The sequence below is a fragment of the Bradyrhizobium sp. Rc2d genome (assembly GCF_900099855.1).
Taxonomy (GTDB): Bacteria; Pseudomonadota; Alphaproteobacteria; order Rhizobiales; family Xanthobacteraceae; genus Bradyrhizobium.
In genome coordinates, this window is the sequence record NZ_FNCU01000002.1 from 244,577 (window position 1) to 266,109 (window position 21,533).

Below are 21,533 nucleotides of genomic sequence, written 5' to 3' on the forward strand. Positions count from 1 at the left end.
GATCAGTGCGCACGCGATGCTCACCGCGTGCGCACGATTTACATCACATGTATTTTGCGACGTTCGAGGAATCCAAGATAAGCCAGGGAACCACGTAGTCCTTCTGGCCTCCGCCTTTCCACTCCATCAAAGACTCCCAAACTTCGGACCGCGGCTTGTAGCTGTCCCCCTTGACGGCATGCAGGGCGAGGTCGACGGCGCCCTGCCCCTCAGCACGGGCGTACTTGTAGAGCGTGACAGTCATCTCGCCTTTCTGAACCGCGCGCTTTCCGTCCGGGATGCCATCTATTGCGAGCACCGGAACGGACTTGAAGTCCACCTTGGCGCTCTTCATGGCCTCGATCGCGCCCAGCGCCATCTCGTCATTTTCGGCGAGCACGGCATTGATCTGCCCTGGATGCGCGAGCAACCAATTCTCCATGAGCGACTGCCCCTCGGCGCGACTCCAGTTGCCGGACTTGCTTGCGATCAACTTGAGCTTCGGGAACTTGGCTAAGCCGGCATCGATGCCAGCCTTGCGCTCGATCTGCGCCGATTGACCAATCGGCCCTTCCATCAGCACCACATTGCCACCATTCGGAAGCAGCTTACCTAGTTGGTCCCCGATAATACGCCCTCCTTCCGTGTCGTTGACGATGATCGACGCAGTGTAGTTCTTCGATGCGGTTTTCAGGGCCGACACGATCACCGGAATGCCCGCAGCAACGGCTTTGTCGATCGCGGGCGCCGACGCCTGGAGATCGAACGGCGACATAATGATGGCATCGAACTTTTGGGTAATGGCCGTATCGATCTGATTCGCTTGGACGAGCGGATCGTACTTACCGTCAAAGATCGTGACTGCGACAGAACCGTCCTTGACTGCCGGGTGGTTCTGAATCTCGCTGGACCAGGCCTTCATGTACTCGCCGGACTCCCCGAACGATAAAGCGGCGATCCGTGTCTTGCTTTGAGCAAAGGCCGTACCGGTCGATAGAATGATTGCAGCAGCGGCGAAACTCGCCATCGTCGATCTACGCGTAACCTTCATCGTCTCCTCCGATTGATGTGGTCAGTCACCTAGTCCGCCCATGCTGGGCGTTACAGCCGTTTGTCATCGTCTGTAATGGTCTTCGCAGGTGTCACTTGCGAAATTGGTCAAGCATCACGGCGACGACAATGATCGCGCCCTTGAGAAGCTGCTGGTAGTAGGAAGACACGCCCATCAGATCCATGCCGTTGTTGATCGTTCCGATGATGAGTGCGCCGAACAGCGTTCCGACTAGCGAGCCGCGCCCTCCTGCGAGGCTAGTCCCACCGATCACCACGGCCGCAATCGCATCGAGTTCGTAGCCGATGCCCGCCTGTGGAAGTGCGGCGGTCGTGCGGGAGGTAAGCACCAGGCCAGCGAGTCCGGCGAGAAGTCCCGAGATAACGTAGGTGGATGCAATGACGGTCCGCGTGGAGATGCCGCTTGTCTTAGCGGCCTTATCGTTTCCTCCCACGGCGTACACGTAGCGCCCGAAGGTCGTGTAAGAAAGCACGATCCATCCGATCGCAAACACAAGAAACAGGATCAAGACCGGTACAGGGACGCCCGCAACGCTGCCACCGCCGATCCAACGAAACGACTCGGAGAGGTTGGGAACAGGGCGCCCGTCGGAAAAGATCAGCGTCAAGCCGCGAGCCATGCTCAGCATGCCGAGCGTAGCGACGAAGGGCGGGACATTGAAGGTCGTCACGATGACGCCGTTCAGCAAGCCCAGTGCGGCTCCCGTCCCTAATCCTGCAACAATTGCCCACAGCACAAAGTGCTGGTTGGTCGAGGTCACGAGGCTGGCCGCGATCATACCGGCGAGGGCCATAACGGAGCCAACGGAAAGGTCGATGCCTTTTGTCAAGATCACGAAGGTCACCCCGATCGCCAAAACGCCGTTAATCGAGGATTGTCGCAGCAGGTTCACCCAGTTGAGCCACGTCATGAAGTACTCGTTGGCTACGGCGAAGAACGCCGAAATCACCACGAACACGATGACGATGCTGAACGACTTCAGGTATGGTCCTACAGCAGCGATACTTTTGGATCTGGCACCCGTCGCGACGTTGCTTATTGCGTTAGCCACCATTCCACTCCTCGCTTCAACCGCATGCCTACGCCAATTCTTGAGAGCCTATCGATCCGCTCAACTGGCGAGATCTGTCAGCATTTGCTGGGTTGTCTCGTGCCCGTCGACGACATGATCGAGTCGCCCTTGCCGAAACACGGCAATCCGATCGCTGATTTGGAGAATTTCCGGCGCTTCGGATGAGACGACGAGCACCCCATTGCCCTTCGCCGCGAACTCGCGGAGAAAGGCGTAGATCTCCTGCTTCGACCCTTCGTCGATTCCACGTGTCGGCTCGTCACATATCAGCAGTCGCGGATTGGTCAGCAGACAGCGGGCGAAAACTACCTTCTGCTGGTTTCCGCCGCTAAGTGTCTCTACGGGGATATTTGGAGATGCCGCTTTGATCCGGTGCAATCGCATCATCCGATCCGTAGCGGCGGCCTCCGCCTTGCGGCGGACGAACCCGCTCACGGCGCGGAGTGCTAGAGACGACAAGGCGATGTTGTGTGCAATGGAGGCACAAAGAACGAGGCCGGTATCCTTCCGATCCTCGGGCACCATGGCCATACCTCGTTGGATGCACTTCTTGGGATTGCCAGGATCGACCCTCGTTCCATCGAGAAAGACGTCTCCGGCGGTCGGCGCGTGAATGCCGTAGATCGTCTCCAGGAACTCGGTCCGACCAGAGCCAAGCAAACCGTAGATGCCCAGCACTTCTCCTGCAGCGACCGTTACAGAGATGTTCTTGAAATGAGATCCGCGCGACAATGAACGCACTTCGAGCAGGATCGGCGCGCCTTCATTAGGCTTGCCCTTTTCGACCGTCTTGACCTCGTGGCCGACGATCTGAGTCACGAGGTGATTGCGATCGATCGAGGAAATTGCCCCGCTCTCGATGAATCGGCCATCACGGAAGACCGTGTATTCGTCCGCGATCTCGAAAATTTCGGTCAGCTTGTGCGATACGTAGATGATCGCGGATCCACGCGCTTTTATTCGCTTCAGGGCGTTGAAGAGGATGTGCACCTCGTGCTCGCCGATGGCCGAGGTCGGCTCGTCCATGATGACGATGTCCGCGCGGTGGCTAAGTGCCTTCGCAATCTCGACGAGCTGGATCTGTGCCAAGCTTAAGTCTCGCATGCGAGCGCCGACCGGCACGTCGAACTCGAGGTCATCCAGAAGCCGTTTTGCGGCTTGCCGCATCTTCGGGAAGTCCACGACAAGACCGCCGATCTTCGGCTCCCTCCCCAAGTAGATGTTCTCGGCCACCGTCATCTCGGGAACCGGAGACAATTCCTGGGTGATGATGGTCACGCCGTGCCGCAAAGCATCCGCGGCACTCCTGAAATCGACGGCCATCCCGTCGATACGAATGCTGCCTTCGTCGCGGTGCAGCAAACCCATTACGATGTTCAGGAAAGTGGACTTGCCGGCGCCGTTACCGCCGCAGAGTGCGTGAACGGTTCCGCGCTTGAGGACGAGCCGCCCGTCGCGAAGGGCCGGAACACCATTGAAAGACTTTGCGATTCCGTCCGCCACCAACAACGGCTCGTCGCGCGGCCCTGGAGCAGCGTTCTTTCCATGACCTTCCGGATTTGACCCGGTCGACAAAAGCATCGGTTTCCTCCCGCAGCGTCTTGATCGCGCCTGCGTGAAGATATGAGGTCATACCTTATACCTGTTGTCAATTGAGATCATACCTCCTACCTTGTGGATGTTGGTTTGTTTCGTCTGGTCGCGCGGCGGCTTATGTGTTGGCTTCGCGGAGCAACGGCGAAAATTAGACTGCGAGCGACCGATGGAGCGGATGGAAACCAAAAAACTACCCACGCGTGTCGAAGTCGCGTTGAATTACATCACGGGCGAGATCGCCAACGGCAACCTAAGTCCCGGCGACAAGTTGCCCAATGAGAAGGAGCTCGCAGAAAAGCTCGGCATCAGTCGGACCCCCATTCGCGAGGCGATGAAGACGCTTGCGGTCTCAGGATTGATTGAAACCCGCCACGGGCACGGCAACTATATCCGGAAGGACGAAGGCACAGCCGTCATGCCCCTGATGATGTTTCAGCTCTATCTCCAGGACTCTTCACCTGAGATGCTGATGGAGCTTCGGTACATTTTCGATCGAAACTGCGCGGAATTGGCTTCGATAAGACGCACCGACCGAGATTTAGAGGTCATGCGAGAGAGCATCGATCGCCTGAAGGCTCTCTCCGAGGATCCTCATTCGCCGATCGACAAATTGCTGGAAGCCGATCTCGACTTTCACCGTGCAGTTTATGCGGCAGCAGGCAACAAGCTCATCGTGGTGATCGCTGATTTCGTTTTGAACATGGTTGCCCCCTGGATCCGCAAATCGCTGGAAGTAAGCGGACGGTATCGCGCCGTTGGCCTACATGAAAAGATGTACGCAATGATCCGCGATCAGAAGACAGGCATGCTCAGTCGGGAGAGCGTGGAGGCGAACATGGAGCACTTCATGTCATCCCTGAAAATTCCTGCGGCGTAGCACGTTGCCAGGTGGATCCAGCTCAAACTTCGCTCCCTGGATCGCCTCGATACCCTCACATTTCTCTTACTCTGAACGCGCCCAGGGCCTTCATCGACAACAATTCGTCAGCCGCCACGCACCTCCATGATCGCAAGTCTGAGCTTAATTCTGTTCTGCCAGTTAGGCGGCGAAGTCATCGTGCGCGGCCTCAACCTGCCAATGCCGGGGCCGGTACTCGGATTGGTGTTCTTGCTCATCCTTCTCTTGACGCGCGATCGCTTCAGCGCGCTCAGACGCGGCCCGCTGCGGAACGATGCCGTTGAGAGCACCGCTCGCGGCTTACTTTCACATCTTTCTTTGTTGTTTATTCCTGCTGGCGTAGGCGTGGTCAAGAATCTCGACCTGGTCATTGGGCACGGGATCGCAATCCTGCTGACTTTGGCGGCGTCGGTCGTAGTCACTTTATTCGCAACGGTCGCTACCTTCCTGGCGATCAACCGGCTTCTCACGAAACGCCAAGTAGAGCCATGAGCGAAAACTCATTCTCGCTTTGGGTCTATCTCTCGCAGTCACCGCTACTGTGGCTGACGGTGACACTCTCGACCTATGCGGTCGCTGATACCTTGTCGCTTGCGACACACAGGCATCCCCTGGCGAATCCGGTGCTTCATTCGATCTGGATCATCGGTGCATTCCTGCTAATAACCGGCACTTCCTACAACACTTTTTTCGCCGGCGCGCAGTTCGTTCACTTTCTGCTCGGACCAGCAACGGTCGCGCTCGCGGTGCCGCTCTACGACAATCGAAAGCGGGTTGTCGCGGCGATCGTGCCAATGCTCGTTTCGCTGGTGGCCGGCTCAATCACGGCAATCGTGTCCGTCGTTCTGTTCGCCAAAGCTCTCGGCCTACCGCATGCCATCATTCTGTCGCTTGCGCCGAAATCGGTGACTGCCGGTGTCGCCATGGGAATCAGCGAATCCCTCCACGCCGATCCGTCGCTCACGGCGGTCTCAGTCGTGCTTACGGGCATCATGGGCGCCATCGTCGTCACCCCGCTAATGAATTGGGCAGCGATCACCGATTTTCGCGCGCGGGGCTTCGCGGTCGGCATCGCGGCTCACGGTATCGGCACAGCACGCGCATTCCAAGTCGACGAAGTGGCCGGCGTTTTCTCCGGAATCGCCATGGGCCTCAATGCGCTCGTGACGTCGCTCTTGGTCCCGCTCGCGGTGACCCTACTGCTTGGTTAATGGCCCGTTTATTTCCTTTGGCTCTCAAATCTTGCTTGCTGTGACAGCGCGCTTCTGAACCAGCGAATGCACAATAGCGTTCGCTAGTTTGCATCAATCTTCAATCTTGTCTGGCCGGGATCTGAGTTGGAGGGGACGGCTATTCTCCGTCTAAAGGGCTCGCGCGAAATTGGCGAAGAACTCGTCGGCAAGCTTCTTGGCGGTGCCATTGACAAGTCGCTGTCCTAATTGCGCAAGCTTTCCACCGATTTGCGCGTCGACCTGATAGGTCAACAGCGTGCCGTCATCCCGCTCAAGCAAATTGACCCTTGCGCTCCCCTTTGCGAAGCCTGCGACACCGCCCTCCCCCTCTCCTACAATATTATAGCTGCTTGGTGGATCGAGGTCGGTCAGAGTGACCCTGCCTTTGAATCGTGCGGAGACGGGCCCCACCTTCATCTTTGCGACCGCACGAAATCCTTGATCATCGATCCTCTCCAACTCCTCGCATCCGGGAATGCAAACCTTCAATACGGCGGCGTCGTTCAATTTGGCCCAGACAGCCTCTCGCGAGGCGGCGAGCTGGATTTCTCCATTCATTGTCATAGCCATTGGCGTCTCCGAAGGTTCAAGATAGATAGCTGATCTCAGTTGCGAACAGGCGCAAACACTCTGGCCATGTAAGTCGAAAGATCGTTCTCGATCTCCGCGAGCGATGCGGACGAAATGCCAGCGAGGGACTTGGCCAATTCCTTCTTGAATTCGATCTGCATCGAGCGAGCGATCTGGATGCGCTGGGCCTGTGGCGAACCGGCGCCGTGCATGGACTCGGTCAGGTAGCCCACGGCATTTCTGCCGAGTGTCATGTTCTCCAGCAGGCGCAAGATGCGGATTCGGTCTTCCGTTGCGATCTCAGGCCGTCCCTTCAGGTATTTCTCGATGATCGGACCGATCGTCTCGTGCCTGAGCTCGCGCTCTGATGGCAATGTCACCATCAGCCCGCCGGCGAGGTCCTGTGCCAGCCGGCCGATCTCGTAGGGCAGCCGTGTGACGTGATGCTTGCAGACGTTCGCGAGCATCTCGTCCGGCAAACAGGCACCGGATTTCATCCCCGTCCCCTGATGGCTCGCCGCGATGCCTGCGCCGTAGATTGTCTCGTTGAGATGGGTCATCTCGACGAGTTTGTCGCGGATGTGAGATGCACGTTCGACACCGTTGTAATCGGCAATGGTCGCCGCGGCGCCGATCAGGACGTCACCAACGCCGGTTTTGCAAACATAGCTGCGGCGATGATAGCATGTGAAGCGCTCGACCAACGAGGAGGCGAACTCCACCTCACCATCCATGAAGACGTGCTCGAGCGGAACGAAGACGTCCTCGAAGACGATCATCGCTTCTTGACCGGAAAAACGCGCATTGCCGGCGTCGATGCTGCCATCCTCGGCGCTACGCGTATCGCAGGATTGCCGGCCGTAGATGTAAGTGATGCCCTCGGCGTCAACCGGTACGGCACCGACGATCGCGTAATCCTTATCGCCAACGTCCAGCCTCATCGTCGGCATGACGATGAGCCAGTGCGAGTTGAGGCAACCGGTCTGATGCGCCTTGGCACCGCTGATATAGACCCCTTGCTTAGTGCGCTTCGTTACACGCACGAAGAGATCAGGATCGGCCTGCTCTGACGGCGATTTACCGCGATCACCCTTCACGTCGGTCATCGCGCCGCCAATCACGACGTTCTCCCTCTGGATCCGGCCTAAAAAGGCGTTGAAACGGCTGTGGTAGCCGGTGCCGTACTTCTGATCCAGATCATATGTCACCGAATGCAGCGCGTTCAGCGCATCCATGCCGACGCAACGCTGAAAGCAAGTACCTGTTAATTGGCCGAGCCGGCGCTGCATCTTGTTCTGCATGACAAGCTCGGTGGGGCTGGTCGCGATATGCAGGAAGCGGTTGATGCGCTCGCCGGTCAAAGGCGACATTACCGATGCCACTTCCGGATTCTCGATGGCGAGATCGTAGGTTTCGGCGACGGCGTTGATCGAGGGTCGGATGATCGGATGGTCGACCGGTTCAACGACCGCGTCGCCCATCAGATAGACCCTGAGCTTCCGCCCCCTCAGGCTATCGATATAATCGGTCCCTGTGCGGATCGGCTCTCGGGATAACGTAGCGAAAGCAGCGGCGGCTGAATCCTGATCCATCCTGCTTCAACCTTTCTTGACCAGCGGGCAGACGCTATCCTTGAGCGGGCGGAACGCCTGCTCGCCGGGGATCACCTCGCGCAGCTTGTAGAAATCCCAATCGCCTTTCGACTCCGACGGCTTCTTCACCTCGTACACATACATGTCGTGCACCATTCGACCGTCCTCGCGGATGCGGCCGTTCTTTGCGAAGAAATCGTTGATCGGCATCTCGCGCATCTTGCCCATCACGGCCTGGGCCTCGTCGGTGCCGGCGGCCTCGATCGCCTTGAGATAGTGCATGGTCGAGGAATAGTCGCCGGCGTCGCCCATATGGGGCATCCGCTTGATGCGCTCGTAGAAACGCTTGGACCATGCACGCGTCTCGTCGTCGCGATCCCAGTAGAAGGCGTTCGTCAACACGAGCCCCTGCGCTGAGCTCAATCCGAGGCTCTTGATATCGGTGATCCAAACGAGCAACCCAGCAAGCGTCTGCCCTCCCTTCGGGATCCCGAACTCCTGGGCCGACTTGATCGTATTCACCAGGACGGCGCCCGAGCCGGCGAGGCCGATGACCTGGGCTTTTGACGACTGTGCTTGCAGCAGGAATGAAGATTGATCGAAGGTCTCGGGCGGGTATCGCGTCGATCCGACGACTTCGCCGCCCAAGCCCTTCACGACGGCCGACGTATCGGCCTCCAGCGCATGTCCAAAGGCGTAGTCCGCCGTGAGAAAGTACCAGCTCTTCTGGCCGCCTTTCAGCAGCGCGCTGCCCGTGCCGCGGGCAAGCGCGTAGGTGTCGTAGGCATAGTGAACGCTGTTGGGCGTGCACGCATCATTGGTGAGGCGCGATGAGCCCGACCCGTTGATGATCGCAATCCTGTTCTTCTCCTTTGCTAGCTGGGAAACGGTGAGCGCGATCGAGGAATTGATCAGGTTGGCAACCATGTCGACATGATCGACATCGAACCACTTCCGCGCCAACCCTGAGGCGATGTCCGGCTTGTTCTGGTGGTCGGCAACCAGCACCTCAATCGGCTTGCCCAGCACCTTACCGCCGAAATCCTCAGCCGCCATCTTCACCGCCGTCACGGCGCCCTCGCCAGACTCATGCGAGAACTGGCCGGACATATCGGTCAGCACGCCAATCTTCACGGCATCGTCTGACATCCCCGCGGTTTGCGCGCCGGCATGGTGTACCAACGCCACCATTGCCGCGACTGCGATCAGAAATTTCTTCGCTCCCGACTTCATGGCATTCCTCCCAAGGCAAATGGACCCGGTCCGATCGGCATTTATTACATGCATAACTAGACTTTTGTTACATGCGTAACTAGACTAATTTTTCGAGAGAGTCAATCGTGCCGATGTGTTAAACGAACTCCGACTTAGAAGGCGGCCTTCGAATGGTGGCCGCGCAGACGGATTGTCGAGGGAATGCCTGCCATCGCGAAGCTCCAGACGACGACGCCATCGGCTCGGACGGCCGCGAAGGCGAGCAAAGCCCAAGCCGGCACTGCCCGGAACGAGCGGAATTGTTCAGTCGCACGCACGCTGGACATCGTATCCGACGCGTGGGCGTTCCTGATCATCCGCGAGGCATTCTTCGGCACACAGACCTTCGAGGCGTTCCGCTCAGCGCTCGGCATTCCCCGCGCAACACTGACTAATCGCCTGCGTAAGCTCACGCAACTCGCGATCTTCCGTCAGATCGCGCCTGGATCTTCTCTGCGCAAGGAATACCGTCTCACCAAGATGGGCTTCGATCTCTATCCGAGCTTCATCGCCCTGATGCAATTTGGCGATCGCTGGCTCGCCGGCGGCAAGCCCGCGCCATTAACGCTGGTTCACGTGAGTTGCAGATGCGACAGTCACCCGATTGTTGCGTGCTCGCATTGCGGCGAACGCGTTAGCGCGCGCGATGCGAAATACCGGGACGGACCCGGCGCTGGGCGCCATGCCGCCAAGGCCGGCCGCAACACGAGGCGTGCCTCCGACGGCAACCGCTTCCAGCTTGGCCGTCCGAGCTCCGTCTCGCGCGCGCTCGAGATCATTGGCGACAAATGGAGCTTCATGGTCGTTCGCGAGGGCTTCTTCGGCAATCGACGCTACGACAAGATCCTGACTGAGCTTGAGATCGCGCCGAATATCCTGACCGACCGGCTCAATCGTCTCGTCACCAGTGGCGTACTTAGTCGCCGGCAATACCAGAGTTCGCCGGATCGCTACGAGTATCTTCTCACAGACATGGGGCGCGACCTCTATGGGCCCTTCATCACCATGTTGCGATGGGGCGATCGTTGGCTGTCGAAGGGCAAACCGCCGCTGCTGCTCACCCATCTCACCTGCGGGCACGACTTCCATGCGTCGGTGAACTGCGATTGCTGCAAGCAGCCGATCGTCGCGGCGGACATGCGCTACAGGCTGACCTACGATCCTAAAGCCTTCGGCGCCCTGGGACCGCGCTCCATCGACTCCTGATTGCACCCTACGCCCGGCCCAGCGCCTCGACCAGCTTGAAGCGCATGATCTTCCCTGATCCTGTACGCGGAATCTCGGAGACGAGGTGGGTGGCTTCTGGAATCTTGTAGGATGAGAGATGGGCTTTGCAGTGGTCCATCAACGAGGCGACATCGAGCTCATTGGTCTTAGCCACGACAAAGAGACAGGGGACTTCACCGAGTGTGGCGTGCCTGATCCCGACGACCGCACAATCCGTCACCTGCGGATGCCGTACCACGACCTCCTCGATCTCGGCCGGCGCGATGTTCTGCCCGCCGCGAATGATCAGCTCCTTGATCCGGCCGGTGATGGTCAGATAGCCGCTGGCGTCTGACTTGGCGAGATCACCGGTGTGGTACCAGCCCTTTCGCAAGGCCGACGCGGTTTCCGCCGGCTTGTTATAGTAGCCGTGCATCAGATTTGGTCCGCGCACGATCAGCTCACCCTCCTCACCGATCGGGACATCCTCCAGCGAGGATGGATCGACGATACGCACGGCAAGGCCTGGCACTGGCAGCCCACACGATCCCATTGGCCGGGCTCCGTGCAGCCAGTTCATCGTGACCATGGTGGACGTTTCGGTGATGCCGTAACCATCGAGCAGCCGAGCCTTGAAGCGCTGCTCGAACGCCTTGTTCAGGGCTGCCGGCAGAATGGCGCCGGCGGAGATGCAGAGGCGGATTGAACCGAGCCGTTCGAGGCCGATCTCCTTGGCCCGATGCAGGAGATAGTGGAACATCGTCGGCACGCCGGGCAGGACGGAATACTTCCCGGTCTGCAACAGATCGAGAACCTGCTGCGGCGAAAATTTCTCCATAATGTGCTCGCTCGCACCAACCGCGAGGACACCGAGCACCGACAGGTTGAGACCGTAGGAGTGAAACAGCGGGAGTGGCGACAGCACGACATCCTTCTCGGTCAGCTCGCAGATCGGCGTCCAGCATGCCGCGGCGATCCACAACATGCCTCGCAGCGACAACAGCACGCCCTTGGCTCGGCCCGTGGTGCCGGAGGTGTAGATAATGAAGGAAGCGCGATCGATGTCGTCGGGATCGAGCGGGTTGGTCGCCTCACCCCTTGCCAGATCCGTCAGCGTAGACCCGGCGTTCGCTGCATCCGGCCCGGTAAAAATAACTGAGGGCGGTATCGGTGCCTCACGACAAAACTTTGCGATCAACTCCTTCCGCGCCGCCGCGGTGATGACAAGGCTGCAGCCGGCATCACTCAGGCGGTAGCTGATCTCACCTTCTGCGGCGTCGAAGCTGATGGGCACCACGACCGCGCCGGCGCGCAATGCGGCGAGACATGATTCGATCCAATCGACGCCGTTCGGCAGATACAGCGCAACCTTATCGCCCTCTCGCAAACCGGCCTTCGCCAGATTCGCCGCGATCGAGGCGGTGCGCGTTGCAAGTTCCGCGTATGTGACGGACCGTGACGAATCCCAGTATGCAACCTGCGCCGGCCGCTGTTTCGCGTGACGACCGAGCAGCGTTGCGATGGGTGCAATCAGATCAACATGCAGCATCGTCGTTCTCTCCTAGACCATACTGTATCCACCGTTGACGCTGATGACCTGTCCCGTGATCCAGCTCCCGGCATCGGATGCCAATAGCGTGACCAAGGGGGCGACGTCTGAGGGCAATCCCAGCCGTCGGATGGCATAGGCCTTGACCAACTTGTCGCGGTTTGCGTCCACCCATGTCTTGTCGTGGGCGGTCTCGATCAAGCCAAGCGAGATCGAATTGGCCGTCACGCCAGAGCGGCCCCATTCGCGCGCCAACGACTTCATCAGTGCGATGGTACCTGCGCGTGCGGCGGCCCCGAGCGCAAGACCGGACTCGCCGACCCGCGAGGAATCTCCCATGATGGAAATTATCCGGCCGCGGCCTGAGGCCTCGAGCAGCGGCCCGGCACTATGCGAACAGTTCAGCGCCCCATAGAGACAAGTATCGATCTGCTTCTTCCAGTCTTCCGGCGAGCTTTCGCTGAAGCGCTTGCGGAACACGAGCCCGGCGTTGTTGACGAGGATGTCGAGCCCGCCGAAGTCGCTCTTGATGTTCGCGACCATTGCCCGAACAACCTCCGCGTCCGATATGTCCGCCCGATAGGCCTTCGCCTTGCCGCCGGCCTTTTCGATCTCGGCAACTACCGCGTCGGCCTCTGCTTTCGAGCTGTGATAATTGACCGCAACGCTCGCGCCCTTTTCCGCCAGCATCTTCGAGATCGCGGCGCCAACATCCCGTCCTCCCCCCGTCACGAGGGCGACACGTCCCTTGAGATCACTCATCTGCTTTTCCTCTTGATTTGAGCCTGGCCTGCTCCATGAGCTTGAAGATGCGCTCCGGAGTCATTGGAAGAATGGACACCTCGATATCGAGCGGCGACAACGCGTCGGCGATTGCATTCGCAATGGCGGCCGGTGCGCCGATTGTGCCGCCCTCGCCCATGCCGCGGAATCCACCAGCCACCGCGGACTCGCTTTCGATGTGGACGACGTCCATCACCGGAACTTCGGGCGCCGACGGGATCACATAATCGACGAGACTCGCGCTCAGAAGCTGACCATCGTCGTCGTAGACCAATTCCTCGAACAGCGCCGCCCCGATACCTTGCGCCACACCGCCATGCACCTGACCATCAACAATCATCGGATTGATGATCCGGCCGCAATCCTCGGCGACCACATACTTCAGTATGCGGACGAAACATGTCGCCGGATCGATTTCCACCGCGGCAACGTGGGTCGCCGCCGCGGTCGTTCCATTGATGGGATCGTAGGTGTATGTCGCGGTCAGTTCCTCGCGCGCCTCGACCGGGAGCGTCTTCATATCGGAATAGACCGCCTTTGCGATCTGCTTGAAGGTCACCGCACGATCGGTACCGAGCACAACGGCTTTGCCTTCAGAAACCTCGATGTCGTCCTGATTGGCCTCCAGGAGATGAGAGGAAACTCGCTTGATCTTTTCCTGGAGTATGCGCGATGCATGCTTGGCAGCACCGCCGCCGAGCACCGCGCTGCGACTTGCGTAGGTCCCGGTCGACATCGGGACCTCGTCGCTGTCTCCCTGAATGACGCGGACATCCTCGAACCGTGCGCCGAGATCATCGGCCACGATCTGCGCCAGCGTCGTTTCGAGCCCCTGTCCGTGAGAGGCCACACCGAATGCGGCCGTGATGGCGCCGGTCGAATCAATCGTGATCTTCGCCGTCTCCGAGCCAGTGTTGATCGGCATACCCGGTGCGACGGCAATCCGAGATCCGATGCCGGTCAGTTCTGCGTAAGAAGCGATACCGATGCCTAACAATCGGCCGTGGTTGCGTGCGTCGGCTTGCTGGATCCTGAGCTGTTCATAGTTCGCTGCCTCAGCGGCGGCATCCAGGCATTCGAGGAAGCCCGTCTTGTCCCATATGATTCCGGACGCGATCCGGTACGGGAAATCTTCAGGCCGGACCAGGTTGCGACGCCTGACTTCCAAGGGATCGAGGCCGAGCGCCTTAGCGCCAAGGTCCATCAAGCGCTCGGCGACGAAGGTCGACATCGGCCGGCCAACCCCACGATAGGGACCGGTGGGCGGCTTGCAGGTGGCAACGCCGCGGACCGCTCCCCGATACGATCCGATCTTGTAGGGGCCGGGAAGGAAGCTGACGACCTGAACCGGCTCCAGCCCGCAGGTCCATGGATAGATCGAATAGGCGCCGACATCGCCGATGACATCGGCTTGCAGCGAGGTCGCGACGCCATTGGCATCGAATCCCATCTCGGCCTCGACGATCTCGGCGAAGGCTTGGCTGGAACTGCTGACGTCCTCCAGACGATCCGCCGTCCACTTCAAAGAGCGGCCGAGCTTGCGGGCGGCGATGCAGATCAGGAGCTCCTCCGGATAGAGCGACCCTTTTGATCCGAAACTTCCACCGACATCGGGCGCCACCACGCGCAGGCGGTGGCCTGGAAGGCCGAGCGACTCCGAAATCGCGTCACGCACGATTCCGGGAATATTCGATGACGTATACAGTGTGATAGCGTCTCGCCGTTTCTCGTACTCGGCCGTGTAGCTTCGGGGCTCCATCGCAAGCGGAGCCTTGCGGGTCATTTCAAAACGGCCACCTACCCTCACCACAGCGGCCTCGAGGTCGCCCGCGACGTCACCCTTCCTGAATTCGCGCGCGATCAGGACGTTGGTGCCAGCCTCTTCGTGCAGCAGCGCTGCGTCATCTACGACGGCGAGCTCCGCGCGCGATAACGCACCAAGCGGCTCATAGTCGACCTCGATCAACTCGAGTGCATCCTCCGCAAGATATCGCGAGGTGGCGATGACGGCAGCAACCGCCTCGCCGACATAGCGAACCTTGCCGGAGGCAAGAGGCATGATCGGAGTCGCGTAGTAATTCGCCATCCGCGAAAACGGAATCACCGGTTTGAAGTCGCCGGAGATGCTTTCCGCGGTGAACACCGCAACCACGCCCGGCGATGCCTGCGCTACGGCAGTATCAATCCGCGCGATCAGCGCATGTGGCTGACCACTGCGAAGAAAGGCGATGTGAAGCGGCCGGTCAGGCTTCCGGTCGGCGCTGTATTCGCCGCGACCGGTCAGCAGCCGCAGGTCCTCCGTACGCTTGATGGACGCGCCGACATTCCGCGGTCGCACGACATCCGATGGCTGCGCGCGCATGTCGTTACTCATAGCCATCGATTCCCTTGCGTAGGCCTTGCCACTGCCGGTCGTCATGGCCGCAGATCACCGCCGCACCGGCGTTCTCGATCCGCCGCACTTCTGCGAACGTCTTAAGCTGCTCCTCGAGGTTCCAGGTATTGCGAGGCGCGGTATCGGCGTCGAGGTTTTGACGCAGGCTGACCGCGTCCGAAGCGAGCAGAAACTGACCGTCGCGGTCGAGGCTTACCAGCGCGCCGAGGGAGCCCGGCGTATGGCCGGGCAGCGGCACCAGGACGACGCTGGCATCCCCGAAGAGATCCTTCTCGCCGTGCACGGGCTCGATAGGCTGGCCGTAGTCCCAATCCGCGCGGAGATAGCCCGCAGCTTCCGAACCCTGTGCGTTTGCGGCGTCGATCTCTTTGGCATGGGCGAGGATCGTGGCCTTGCGGAAGAACTGATTGCAGCCGCAATGGTCGGGGTGGAAATGAGAGTTGACGATGACATCGATATCGTCCGGCTCCAGCCCGACACAGGCAAGGCTCGGGAGCAAGGTCTCGTTCGCGCTCATTAGCGGTTTCATGACCTTGGCGAGCGATCCCCAGCGCTCCTCCGCATGGTCGACCACCGACGGGTGGCAGCCGGTGTCGAACAGCACATTACCCTGCTTGTGCCGGATCAGGGCGCTGCTGACCGGGAGATCAATCATCTCGCTGCGGTCGGCGCCGGCCACGTATATGCTCTTCTTCATGCGAAGGCGCCCGGCGGGAAGAAAGTTCAACTTCATGACGTTTTCTCCGCACGCATCGCAGCCGCGCTCCTGATCGCGGCAACAATATTCTGGTATCCGGTGCAGCGGCAGAGATTGCCCGATAATCCTTCCCTGATCTCATCGTCGGTCGCGAGCGGATATTTGCGGAGCAAATCTTCGCCGGTGATCAGCATGCCCGGCGTACAGAAGCCGCACTGAAGCCCGTGATGCTCGCGAAATTGGCCTTGCAGCTCGTTGAGCACATCAGGGGTCCCAAGGCCTTCCACTGTCGTGATCTCCGCGCCGTTGGCCTGAACGGCGAGCATGAGGCAAGAGCGGACGCTGTCGCCGTTCACAAGCACGGTGCATGCACCGCAAACACCGTGCTCGCATCCGACGTGGGTCCCCGTCAGCCCCAGCGTTTCGCGCAGGAAGTCGGACAACAGGAGGCGCGGCTCGACGTCCGATTCGTCGTACTTCGTGCCGTTGACGGTTACCGATACTGTCGCAGTCATCGCCGGATCACCCCTTCGCCGCCAAGGACGCTTGCATGGCACGTTTGGCCAACTGCCCCAGCAAGTGCTGGCGGTATTCGGCAGAGGCGTGAAGATCGCCATTTGCCGATACGCACGACGTGACCAGTTCCGAAAATCGATCCGGCGTCTGGCCGTCGATCGCGATGCTGGTTAGCTTGCCCTCGACTTGCCTCAGCCGGAGCGGTGTGTCGGCCACACCCATCACGGCTACGCGCGCGTCGTCGATGGTAGAAGACTTGCGCCGGACCGAGACGGCGACACTGGCAAGCGCGAAATCGCCAAAGCGGCGGGCGACTTCCTCGAAGGCCCAACCGCTGTGTTGCAAAACCGGAAATTCGAGCTCCACCACGATCTCGTCGGGCCCCAAGCAATTTGTCAGGGCATCGACGAAGAAATCCTCGGCAGCTATAGACCGACGCCCTGACGGGCCCTGAACCGACAGCGTCGCGTCGTAGAATAAGGAGAGCATCGGCAACTCAGCCGCGGGGTCCGCATGAGACACGCTGCCGCCGATGGTGCCACGATTGCGGATCGCCAGGTGCGCCACGTGACGCATCGCCGCCGCCATTACAGGCAGCTTCGACGCAATCAGGGGCGATTGCTCGATCTCGCGATGCCGCGTCAGCGCTCCGATTGCGATGCGATCGCCTCTCAACTCGATGAACGAAAGCTCTTTGATGCCGTTCAGGTCGACCAGAACCGCAGGCCGCGCCATCCGGAAGTTCAGGAGCGGGAGCAAGCTCTGGCCGCCGGCGAGAACCTTTCCCTCGCCGTTTGCCGTCGACAAGGCTTCGATTGCTGCATCCACCGTCGTTGGCGCTATGTAATCAAATTTGGCAGGCTTCATCGAATTCGCCCTCCAAAGCCGGTTGTCTTCCCTGTTTGGTCGTTCTTATTCGCCGCGAAATCGCGGCTGTCTCTTTTCTGCGAAGGCGCGCCGGCCTTCCTTGAAGTCCTCGCTGTCGGAAGCAGCATCGATAAGCTGTTGCGCCACCGCCAGATCAAGAGTCCCGGTTCCCATCGAAAGGCCGTTCAGCATGTATTTTGCGCCCACGATCGAGAGAGGCGCATTACGCGCCAAGCGCCGCGAGAACTGTTCGGCAGCGAGCGCGACGTCGTCGTGCATCTCGTCGATCAATCCCATGGACATCGCCTGCTCTGCTGGGTAGCGGTCGCCTGAGTAAAGGATGCGCTTGGCATTCGCGATGCCCGACAGTCCCAGCAGTCGCTGCACGCTACGAACACCGTAGACGATCGATAGCTTGGCCGACGGAATCCCGATCGTTGCGGTTCGATCGCCGAAGCGAAAATCGCAGGCCAGCGCGAGATGACAGCCGCCCCCAAGGCAATAACCGGAAATGGCCGCCACAACCGGCTTTCCCGATGCCGCGATTGCATCAGAGCATGCATCGACTACCACTTCATAATCGGCACTCTGACGCTTGTTGCCTCGGATCTCACCGAATTCGCTGACATCTGCGCCTACTGAGAAGTTATTGCCTTCCCCCGCCAGCACGATCGCGCGGACATCTCGGTCGTCAGCAAGGCGAGAAAAAATTCTGGACAGCTCACCCCACATCGCCAGCGTGACGGCATTCTTCACAGAGGGCCGGTTCAGGGTGACGCGCGCGATACCGTCGCACCGGTCGATCTTGATAGCCTCCAAGTGCGGATCCTCTAACATTTCGAATGTCACTTGCATAACTAGACTATTTATTTTGACGTGTCAAGCTGCGTTCCGAATCAACATGGGATTGGTCGGCCAGGCGCGTAGAACTATTCCTAGAGATTGACGCCCAGTCGCTCCTAGCGTGCGCCAAGAGACAGGAGTCGCGATTATTCCGATGGGGGCGCGTACGATGCCTGCATGCGTGTCGTCCACAGTAGGTTCGGCGTCGTTGCGTTGCACTTTGGTACGGCGCAGATGCGACGGTAGATTGGCCGCGCATAAATCCGTGCTCGGCTTGGGCGTCCGAAAGCGCACAGATTAACGGGTATTTGTCCTATTTGTACGCCATAGCTACCCAGCAGCCAGACTCCCGCTCTAGATTCCTTTCTTGCTAAGAAAGCCTAATATCTTTTTGCCTCGCACCTATCATGATTCAGTCGAAGACATGGGCGACAAGGACGAAATCAATCGGATCGATGTATTTAGTTTGCCAGGTGATAGGAAAATGTCGCGCGATGTGAAACGTCCTCGCAAGAACCGTGGCATGCCGCCGCCCGCGACGTTCGATATCGATAAACTGCCAGGCAGCTCCAATTTGACGGCATTGGAGGTGGCGGCGGTCGTCCGGCGCACACCCGGGGCGCTCGAGCAGTGGCGGCGCCATCCGAATCACCCGCTGAAATGGCGCTACGTCGATCGCCGCCCTCTCTATCGTGTTGATGCGGTGCGCGACTATCTGGCTGGGTGCGACAAAATTACTAGCCCCCAGCCGCATAATGCTCGCGGAGACGACCGAGCAATTCTCCCTTGATAGCGTCGAGCGGATTCGTCCGTTGCAGCCGGACGACGTTGCCGACCCGTTTCGCGCCGACCAATTGCGCGATGTAGTCGTGAGCCGCCTCGAATGCCATCTTGCGGATGATCCACTGTTCGTCGTGATTGTAGACCTGATCGATCCCACGCGGTTTTTGGCCGACGCACAGCCGCTGGATTTCGTTGTCATAGCCGCAGCGTGACATGATGGTGCGCAAGCTCCGCCTCAAATCATGCATGGTGAATTTGGCGACACCTGCTTCCTTGACCAGACGGCTGACCATCTTGGTGAAACCTGACATCTGGCCGCCGGTCTTCGGCGACGGGAATACAAAGTCGGAGGTTGCCCGCTGGAAGTATTTCGCGGCAGCGAGCACCTCGTCAACGAGGTGGGTGCGCGGCACGTCGTGATGCAGGCCCATCTTGGTCCATGCCTCGTCGAAGGTAACGCGGTCATCCATGATGTGCTTCTGCCACTGGATCATGGTAGGCTCGCTCCGGCGCGGACCGCTAAGCAAGCACATCCGCGTCAATAGCCCAAACGCACCGAGCTTGCCGCCCGCCTGCCAGACCTTGATGATCTCCTCGTCGGTCAACGCCCGACCCTTGGTGCGACGTCCGAGCCGCTGCGCCCGGGTTTCCTTCGGCGCGCGATAGCCGGCGAGGACGTTGTGCTCGACGTAACCTTCACCGACACACCATTCGAGGAATGTGTGGGCGTGCTTACGCAAGTCCTTGGCTGCGCCCCGCTTGCCAGTCTTGGCGATCTTATCCACCGCCGCCATGATTTGCCGCCGGGTCAGCTCGCCGATGGCGAGATCGACATGAGCCTTGAGACCGCGCCTGAGCGCTGACATCGCTGGCTTCCAGTTAACGACTTGGCGTCCAGTCAGCGATGTTTCGTAGGGGCCGTCCTCAACAACCAGGTTTGCCAGCGTGATGCACTCCCGCTCGGCCAGCTGCTGCCGTTTGGCCTCGCGCTTGCCATCGTTCGGATCGCCCCCCTTTGCCACCTCGCCGGCGGCGATGGTAGCGGCTAGGCGCGCGGCCTTCTCGTTGAACTTGGGCCATGCACCCAACGTCTTGCGTTGCGTGCCCCTCGCCCCAGGCTTGGTAAAAAGGTAGACCCAAGTCCGGCCGCCAGTCGCGCGCATCCTGATCGCCAACCCAGGCTGCTCGGTGTCGTGGAGATAGTGCTGGGACTTGCCTGATGGCAGCGTCGCCGCACGGATCGCCGCGTCAGTGAGCCTCAAGTAGTTCGTCGTCACTCCAGGGCTGTGGCCTTCATCACTCGCTTCCATCGTCCCTGCCCTTCTCCTCGTCCCCCGCCGCACTTTCAAAGCAGGCCGACAAATGGGACGCAATCCGTTCACTCGATGCTTTCCGGCTCTAGTGTGCCCGAAGGGAAAACTCACGAAGGGCACAGCGGGGGCATACAAGATATGGGATGTCCAAACATGGCCCACTATGGCCGCATATGGACAATTGTCCCTATACGACAGTGCTTTTTCTAATTTTACTGTGGCGGAATTTGGTTGGCCGCGGTCTACAGATTGTGGTTCACACGGGAGAGGTCCAAGGTTCGATCCCTTGTGCGCCCACCATTTTTCTTCCTGAACCATCCAGTTTCGAGCGATCGCGGCCGCCTGACGGCCCACTCGCGGCTGTCCCGACCCGTCTCATCAAAAAAATGAAAAAACAACCCCATGCACAGTAGCGGACGCGAGCGGAAACAATGGGTTACGTATTTTCCGAATTTCGGTTGACACGTCGGGCAAAACACGGGCAGGATGGCATGATCCGGAGCTGGAGGTGCTCAGTATCGAGCGATCAAGTATGACCTGATTTCATCACGTCTTGAATTAGATTCCCAGACATTCCTGCGGACCCTTGACCTGTACCCATCATACTAGCGGCCACACGGCTTTTGCGAGCCGTTTAAAGTCCCCGACGCTAAGCGCCCCGCGCTCGTTGCGCGCTTTCGAGCCTGGCTCCTTCAGACGCGCGATGACCTTGTCGTAAGCAGCTTCCCAGATGCCGACCGGCTCAAGGGTAGTATTGTCGAGCACGACGAGAAGGACGACGTCGCAGTCGGCGTTCTCCTTGATCCGGCCCAATCGCTGGCTCGGCTTTGAGTCCTCGCCAAACGCACGTCCCTTGATCTGTACTCTGATCTCGCCAGCCGGCGTCTTGCGGATCGCGTCGTGACCGGACGTGCGAGCTGAGGTCAGTTCCAGTTGGAGCTTCTCTGCCGCGACGTACTCGGCGACTTCACCTGTAACCCCTAAGGGCTTGCCGGTGAGCCGGTAATACTCGGCCGCGAGCGGTTTCACAGTGGCAAGTATTTGCTTCACACGCTCGGCGCGATCTTCCATTGACCAATCCTCTTCGACTTCAAAAAACGAGCGCACGCCAGGACTTGTAATCGCTCAGATCCATGCGGTTATTAATATCCGAACCAAGCCGATTCGGAATCTGCTCGACCGAGCGGATCACTAAGCACCCGGTGCCGCAAGCGAACTATCACAGCCTTGCCGACTGTCGATAAGCCGTTGATGATACTAAAGAATGCTGTCGCGCCGATTGATATTGCGATCACGAGCCGCTACGTCATACTCAA

Annotated in this window: 20 protein-coding genes; 5 read left to right on the forward strand and 15 right to left on the reverse strand. The window is 59.5% G+C overall.

Annotated features, from left to right (window positions below):
- Positions 1 to 43: 43 nt before the first annotated feature.
- The 3 genes from BLV07_RS05610 to BLV07_RS05620 form a co-directional block, all read right to left on the reverse strand.
- Positions 44 to 1,030 (reverse strand): substrate-binding domain-containing protein, encoded by a 987-nt coding sequence (locus tag BLV07_RS05610; protein WP_091880960.1) that lies wholly within the window; start codon positions 1,028 to 1,030, stop codon positions 44 to 46.
- Between the two features lie 91 nt (positions 1,031 to 1,121).
- Entirely contained in the window at positions 1,122 to 2,105 is a 984-nt protein-coding gene (locus tag BLV07_RS05615) for an ABC transporter permease (RefSeq protein ID WP_091880962.1), read from the reverse strand.
- A gap of 57 nt (positions 2,106 to 2,162) precedes the next feature.
- Positions 2,163 to 3,704 (reverse strand): sugar ABC transporter ATP-binding protein, encoded by a 1,542-nt coding sequence (locus BLV07_RS05620; protein ID WP_091880964.1) that lies wholly within the window; start codon positions 3,702 to 3,704, stop codon positions 2,163 to 2,165.
- Between the two features lie 181 nt (positions 3,705 to 3,885).
- Here BLV07_RS05620 and BLV07_RS05625 point away from each other — a divergent pair, with 181 nt between their 5' ends.
- The 3 genes from BLV07_RS05625 to BLV07_RS05635 all read left to right on the forward strand — a co-directional run bounded on the left by BLV07_RS05625 (position 3,886) and on the right by BLV07_RS05635 (position 5,828).
- Positions 3,886 to 4,596 carry a FadR/GntR family transcriptional regulator gene (locus BLV07_RS05625; protein ID WP_091880966.1) on the forward strand — a complete coding sequence of 237 codons (711 nt, stop codon included), beginning with the start codon at positions 3,886 to 3,888 and terminating at the stop codon, positions 4,594 to 4,596.
- Between the two features lie 126 nt (positions 4,597 to 4,722).
- Positions 4,723 to 5,109, forward strand: coding sequence for a CidA/LrgA family protein (locus BLV07_RS05630; RefSeq protein ID WP_091880968.1), 387 nt, complete (start codon positions 4,723 to 4,725; stop codon positions 5,107 to 5,109).
- Positions 5,106 to 5,828, forward strand: coding sequence for an LrgB family protein (locus tag BLV07_RS05635; protein WP_091880971.1), 723 nt, complete (start codon positions 5,106 to 5,108; stop codon positions 5,826 to 5,828). The genes BLV07_RS05630 and BLV07_RS05635 overlap by 4 nt, the downstream gene beginning before the upstream one ends.
- A gap of 150 nt (positions 5,829 to 5,978) precedes the next feature.
- Here the strand turns inward: BLV07_RS05635 and BLV07_RS05640 are convergent, their stop codons facing one another.
- From BLV07_RS05640 to BLV07_RS05650, 3 genes are read right to left on the reverse strand one after another with little or no spacing between them, the layout of a single operon-like run.
- Complete coding sequence (locus BLV07_RS05640; RefSeq protein WP_091880973.1) at positions 5,979 to 6,419, reverse strand: SRPBCC family protein; 441 nt, start codon at positions 6,417 to 6,419, stop codon at positions 5,979 to 5,981.
- Between the two features lie 35 nt (positions 6,420 to 6,454).
- A complete protein-coding gene (locus tag BLV07_RS05645; RefSeq protein ID WP_091880976.1) occupies positions 6,455 to 8,011 on the reverse strand; it encodes a 4-hydroxyphenylacetate 3-hydroxylase family protein in 1,557 nt (518 codons plus the stop codon).
- Between the two features lie 6 nt (positions 8,012 to 8,017).
- A complete protein-coding gene (locus BLV07_RS05650; RefSeq protein WP_091880979.1) occupies positions 8,018 to 9,244 on the reverse strand; it encodes an ABC transporter substrate-binding protein in 1,227 nt (408 codons plus the stop codon).
- A gap of 183 nt (positions 9,245 to 9,427) precedes the next feature.
- On the opposite strand from BLV07_RS05650, the gene BLV07_RS05655 reads away from it, so the two are divergent.
- Positions 9,428 to 10,471 carry a winged helix-turn-helix transcriptional regulator gene (locus tag BLV07_RS05655; protein ID WP_091880981.1) on the forward strand — a complete coding sequence of 348 codons (1,044 nt, stop codon included), beginning with the start codon at positions 9,428 to 9,430 and terminating at the stop codon, positions 10,469 to 10,471.
- Between the two features lie 7 nt (positions 10,472 to 10,478).
- Here BLV07_RS05655 and BLV07_RS05660 read toward each other — a convergent pair whose 3' ends face one another.
- Genes BLV07_RS05660 through BLV07_RS05690 form a run of 7 tightly spaced genes read right to left on the reverse strand, consistent with a single transcriptional unit; the run spans position 10,479 to position 18,097 of the window.
- Positions 10,479 to 12,020, reverse strand: a complete 1,542-nt coding sequence (locus tag BLV07_RS05660; RefSeq protein ID WP_091880984.1) for a class I adenylate-forming enzyme family protein — start codon at positions 12,018 to 12,020, stop codon at positions 10,479 to 10,481.
- A 12-nt stretch (positions 12,021 to 12,032) separates the two neighbouring features.
- A complete protein-coding gene (locus BLV07_RS05665) occupies positions 12,033 to 12,782 on the reverse strand; it encodes an SDR family NAD(P)-dependent oxidoreductase (RefSeq protein ID WP_091880987.1) in 750 nt (249 codons plus the stop codon).
- Positions 12,775 to 15,177, reverse strand: coding sequence for a xanthine dehydrogenase family protein molybdopterin-binding subunit (locus tag BLV07_RS05670; protein ID WP_244550972.1), 2,403 nt, complete (start codon positions 15,175 to 15,177; stop codon positions 12,775 to 12,777). The genes BLV07_RS05665 and BLV07_RS05670 overlap by 8 nt, the downstream gene beginning before the upstream one ends.
- Positions 15,170 to 15,931, reverse strand: a complete 762-nt coding sequence (locus tag BLV07_RS05675; RefSeq protein ID WP_091880991.1) for an N-acyl homoserine lactonase family protein — start codon at positions 15,929 to 15,931, stop codon at positions 15,170 to 15,172. Before BLV07_RS05675 ends, BLV07_RS05670 begins: the two co-directional genes overlap by 8 nt.
- Positions 15,928 to 16,410, reverse strand: a complete 483-nt coding sequence (locus BLV07_RS05680) for a (2Fe-2S)-binding protein (RefSeq protein WP_091880993.1) — start codon at positions 16,408 to 16,410, stop codon at positions 15,928 to 15,930. Before BLV07_RS05680 ends, BLV07_RS05675 begins: the two co-directional genes overlap by 4 nt.
- A gap of 7 nt (positions 16,411 to 16,417) precedes the next feature.
- Positions 16,418 to 17,278 carry an FAD binding domain-containing protein gene (locus BLV07_RS05685; RefSeq protein WP_091880995.1) on the reverse strand — a complete coding sequence of 287 codons (861 nt, stop codon included), beginning with the start codon at positions 17,276 to 17,278 and terminating at the stop codon, positions 16,418 to 16,420.
- Between the two features lie 45 nt (positions 17,279 to 17,323).
- Positions 17,324 to 18,097 carry an enoyl-CoA hydratase-related protein gene (locus BLV07_RS05690; protein ID WP_244550973.1) on the reverse strand — a complete coding sequence of 258 codons (774 nt, stop codon included), beginning with the start codon at positions 18,095 to 18,097 and terminating at the stop codon, positions 17,324 to 17,326.
- Positions 18,098 to 18,545: 448 nt separating this feature from the next.
- Here BLV07_RS05690 and BLV07_RS05695 point away from each other — a divergent pair, with 448 nt between their 5' ends.
- Positions 18,546 to 18,911, forward strand: a complete 366-nt coding sequence (locus tag BLV07_RS05695) for a hypothetical protein (RefSeq protein WP_091880999.1) — start codon at positions 18,546 to 18,548, stop codon at positions 18,909 to 18,911.
- On the opposite strand, the gene BLV07_RS05700 is transcribed toward BLV07_RS05695, so the two are convergent.
- Together BLV07_RS05700 and BLV07_RS05705 are read right to left on the reverse strand one after the other, a co-directional pair.
- Positions 18,859 to 20,214: a tyrosine-type recombinase/integrase gene (locus BLV07_RS05700; RefSeq protein ID WP_091881002.1), complete on the reverse strand. Its 1,356-nt coding sequence runs from the start codon at positions 20,212 to 20,214 to the stop codon at positions 18,859 to 18,861. The two genes, BLV07_RS05695 and BLV07_RS05700, sit on opposite strands and share 53 nt — an antisense overlap.
- Positions 20,215 to 20,817: 603 nt before the next feature.
- Complete coding sequence (locus BLV07_RS05705; RefSeq protein WP_091881004.1) at positions 20,818 to 21,288, reverse strand: DUF6998 domain-containing protein; 471 nt, start codon at positions 21,286 to 21,288, stop codon at positions 20,818 to 20,820.
- Between the last annotated feature and the right edge of the window lie 245 nt (positions 21,289 to 21,533).

Excerpts from the sequence above, each read along its gene's own strand:
- BLV07_RS05610 (WP_091880960.1), bottom strand. The coding sequence starts at position 1,030 with ATGAAGGTTACGCGTAGATCGACGATGGCGAGTTTCGCCGCTGCTGCA.
- BLV07_RS05615 (WP_091880962.1), bottom strand. The coding sequence starts at position 2,105 with ATGGTGGCTAACGCAATAAGCAACGTCGCGACGGGTGCCAGATCCAAA.
- BLV07_RS05620 (WP_091880964.1), bottom strand. The coding sequence starts at position 3,704 with ATGCTTTTGTCGACCGGGTCAAATCCGGAAGGTCATGGAAAGAACGCT.
- BLV07_RS05625 (WP_091880966.1), top strand. The coding sequence starts at position 3,886 with ATGGAGCGGATGGAAACCAAAAAACTACCCACGCGTGTCGAAGTCGCG.
- BLV07_RS05630 (WP_091880968.1), top strand. The coding sequence starts at position 4,723 with ATGATCGCAAGTCTGAGCTTAATTCTGTTCTGCCAGTTAGGCGGCGAA.
- BLV07_RS05635 (WP_091880971.1), top strand. The coding sequence starts at position 5,106 with ATGAGCGAAAACTCATTCTCGCTTTGGGTCTATCTCTCGCAGTCACCG.
- BLV07_RS05640 (WP_091880973.1), bottom strand. The coding sequence starts at position 6,419 with ATGGCTATGACAATGAATGGAGAAATCCAGCTCGCCGCCTCGCGAGAG.
- BLV07_RS05645 (WP_091880976.1), bottom strand. The coding sequence starts at position 8,011 with ATGGATCAGGATTCAGCCGCCGCTGCTTTCGCTACGTTATCCCGAGAG.
- BLV07_RS05650 (WP_091880979.1), bottom strand. The coding sequence starts at position 9,244 with ATGAAGTCGGGAGCGAAGAAATTTCTGATCGCAGTCGCGGCAATGGTG.
- BLV07_RS05655 (WP_091880981.1), top strand. The coding sequence starts at position 9,428 with ATGCCTGCCATCGCGAAGCTCCAGACGACGACGCCATCGGCTCGGACG.
- BLV07_RS05660 (WP_091880984.1), bottom strand. The coding sequence starts at position 12,020 with ATGCTGCATGTTGATCTGATTGCACCCATCGCAACGCTGCTCGGTCGT.
- BLV07_RS05665 (WP_091880987.1), bottom strand. The coding sequence starts at position 12,782 with ATGAGTGATCTCAAGGGACGTGTCGCCCTCGTGACGGGGGGAGGACGG.
- BLV07_RS05670 (WP_244550972.1), bottom strand. The coding sequence starts at position 15,177 with ATGAGTAACGACATGCGCGCGCAGCCATCGGATGTCGTGCGACCGCGG.
- BLV07_RS05675 (WP_091880991.1), bottom strand. The coding sequence starts at position 15,931 with ATGAAGTTGAACTTTCTTCCCGCCGGGCGCCTTCGCATGAAGAAGAGC.
- BLV07_RS05680 (WP_091880993.1), bottom strand. The coding sequence starts at position 16,410 with ATGACTGCGACAGTATCGGTAACCGTCAACGGCACGAAGTACGACGAA.
- BLV07_RS05685 (WP_091880995.1), bottom strand. The coding sequence starts at position 17,278 with ATGAAGCCTGCCAAATTTGATTACATAGCGCCAACGACGGTGGATGCA.
- BLV07_RS05695 (WP_091880999.1), top strand. The coding sequence starts at position 18,546 with ATGGGCGACAAGGACGAAATCAATCGGATCGATGTATTTAGTTTGCCA.
- BLV07_RS05700 (WP_091881002.1), bottom strand. The coding sequence starts at position 20,214 with ATGGAAGCGAGTGATGAAGGCCACAGCCCTGGAGTGACGACGAACTAC.
- BLV07_RS05705 (WP_091881004.1), bottom strand. The coding sequence starts at position 21,288 with ATGGAAGATCGCGCCGAGCGTGTGAAGCAAATACTTGCCACTGTGAAA.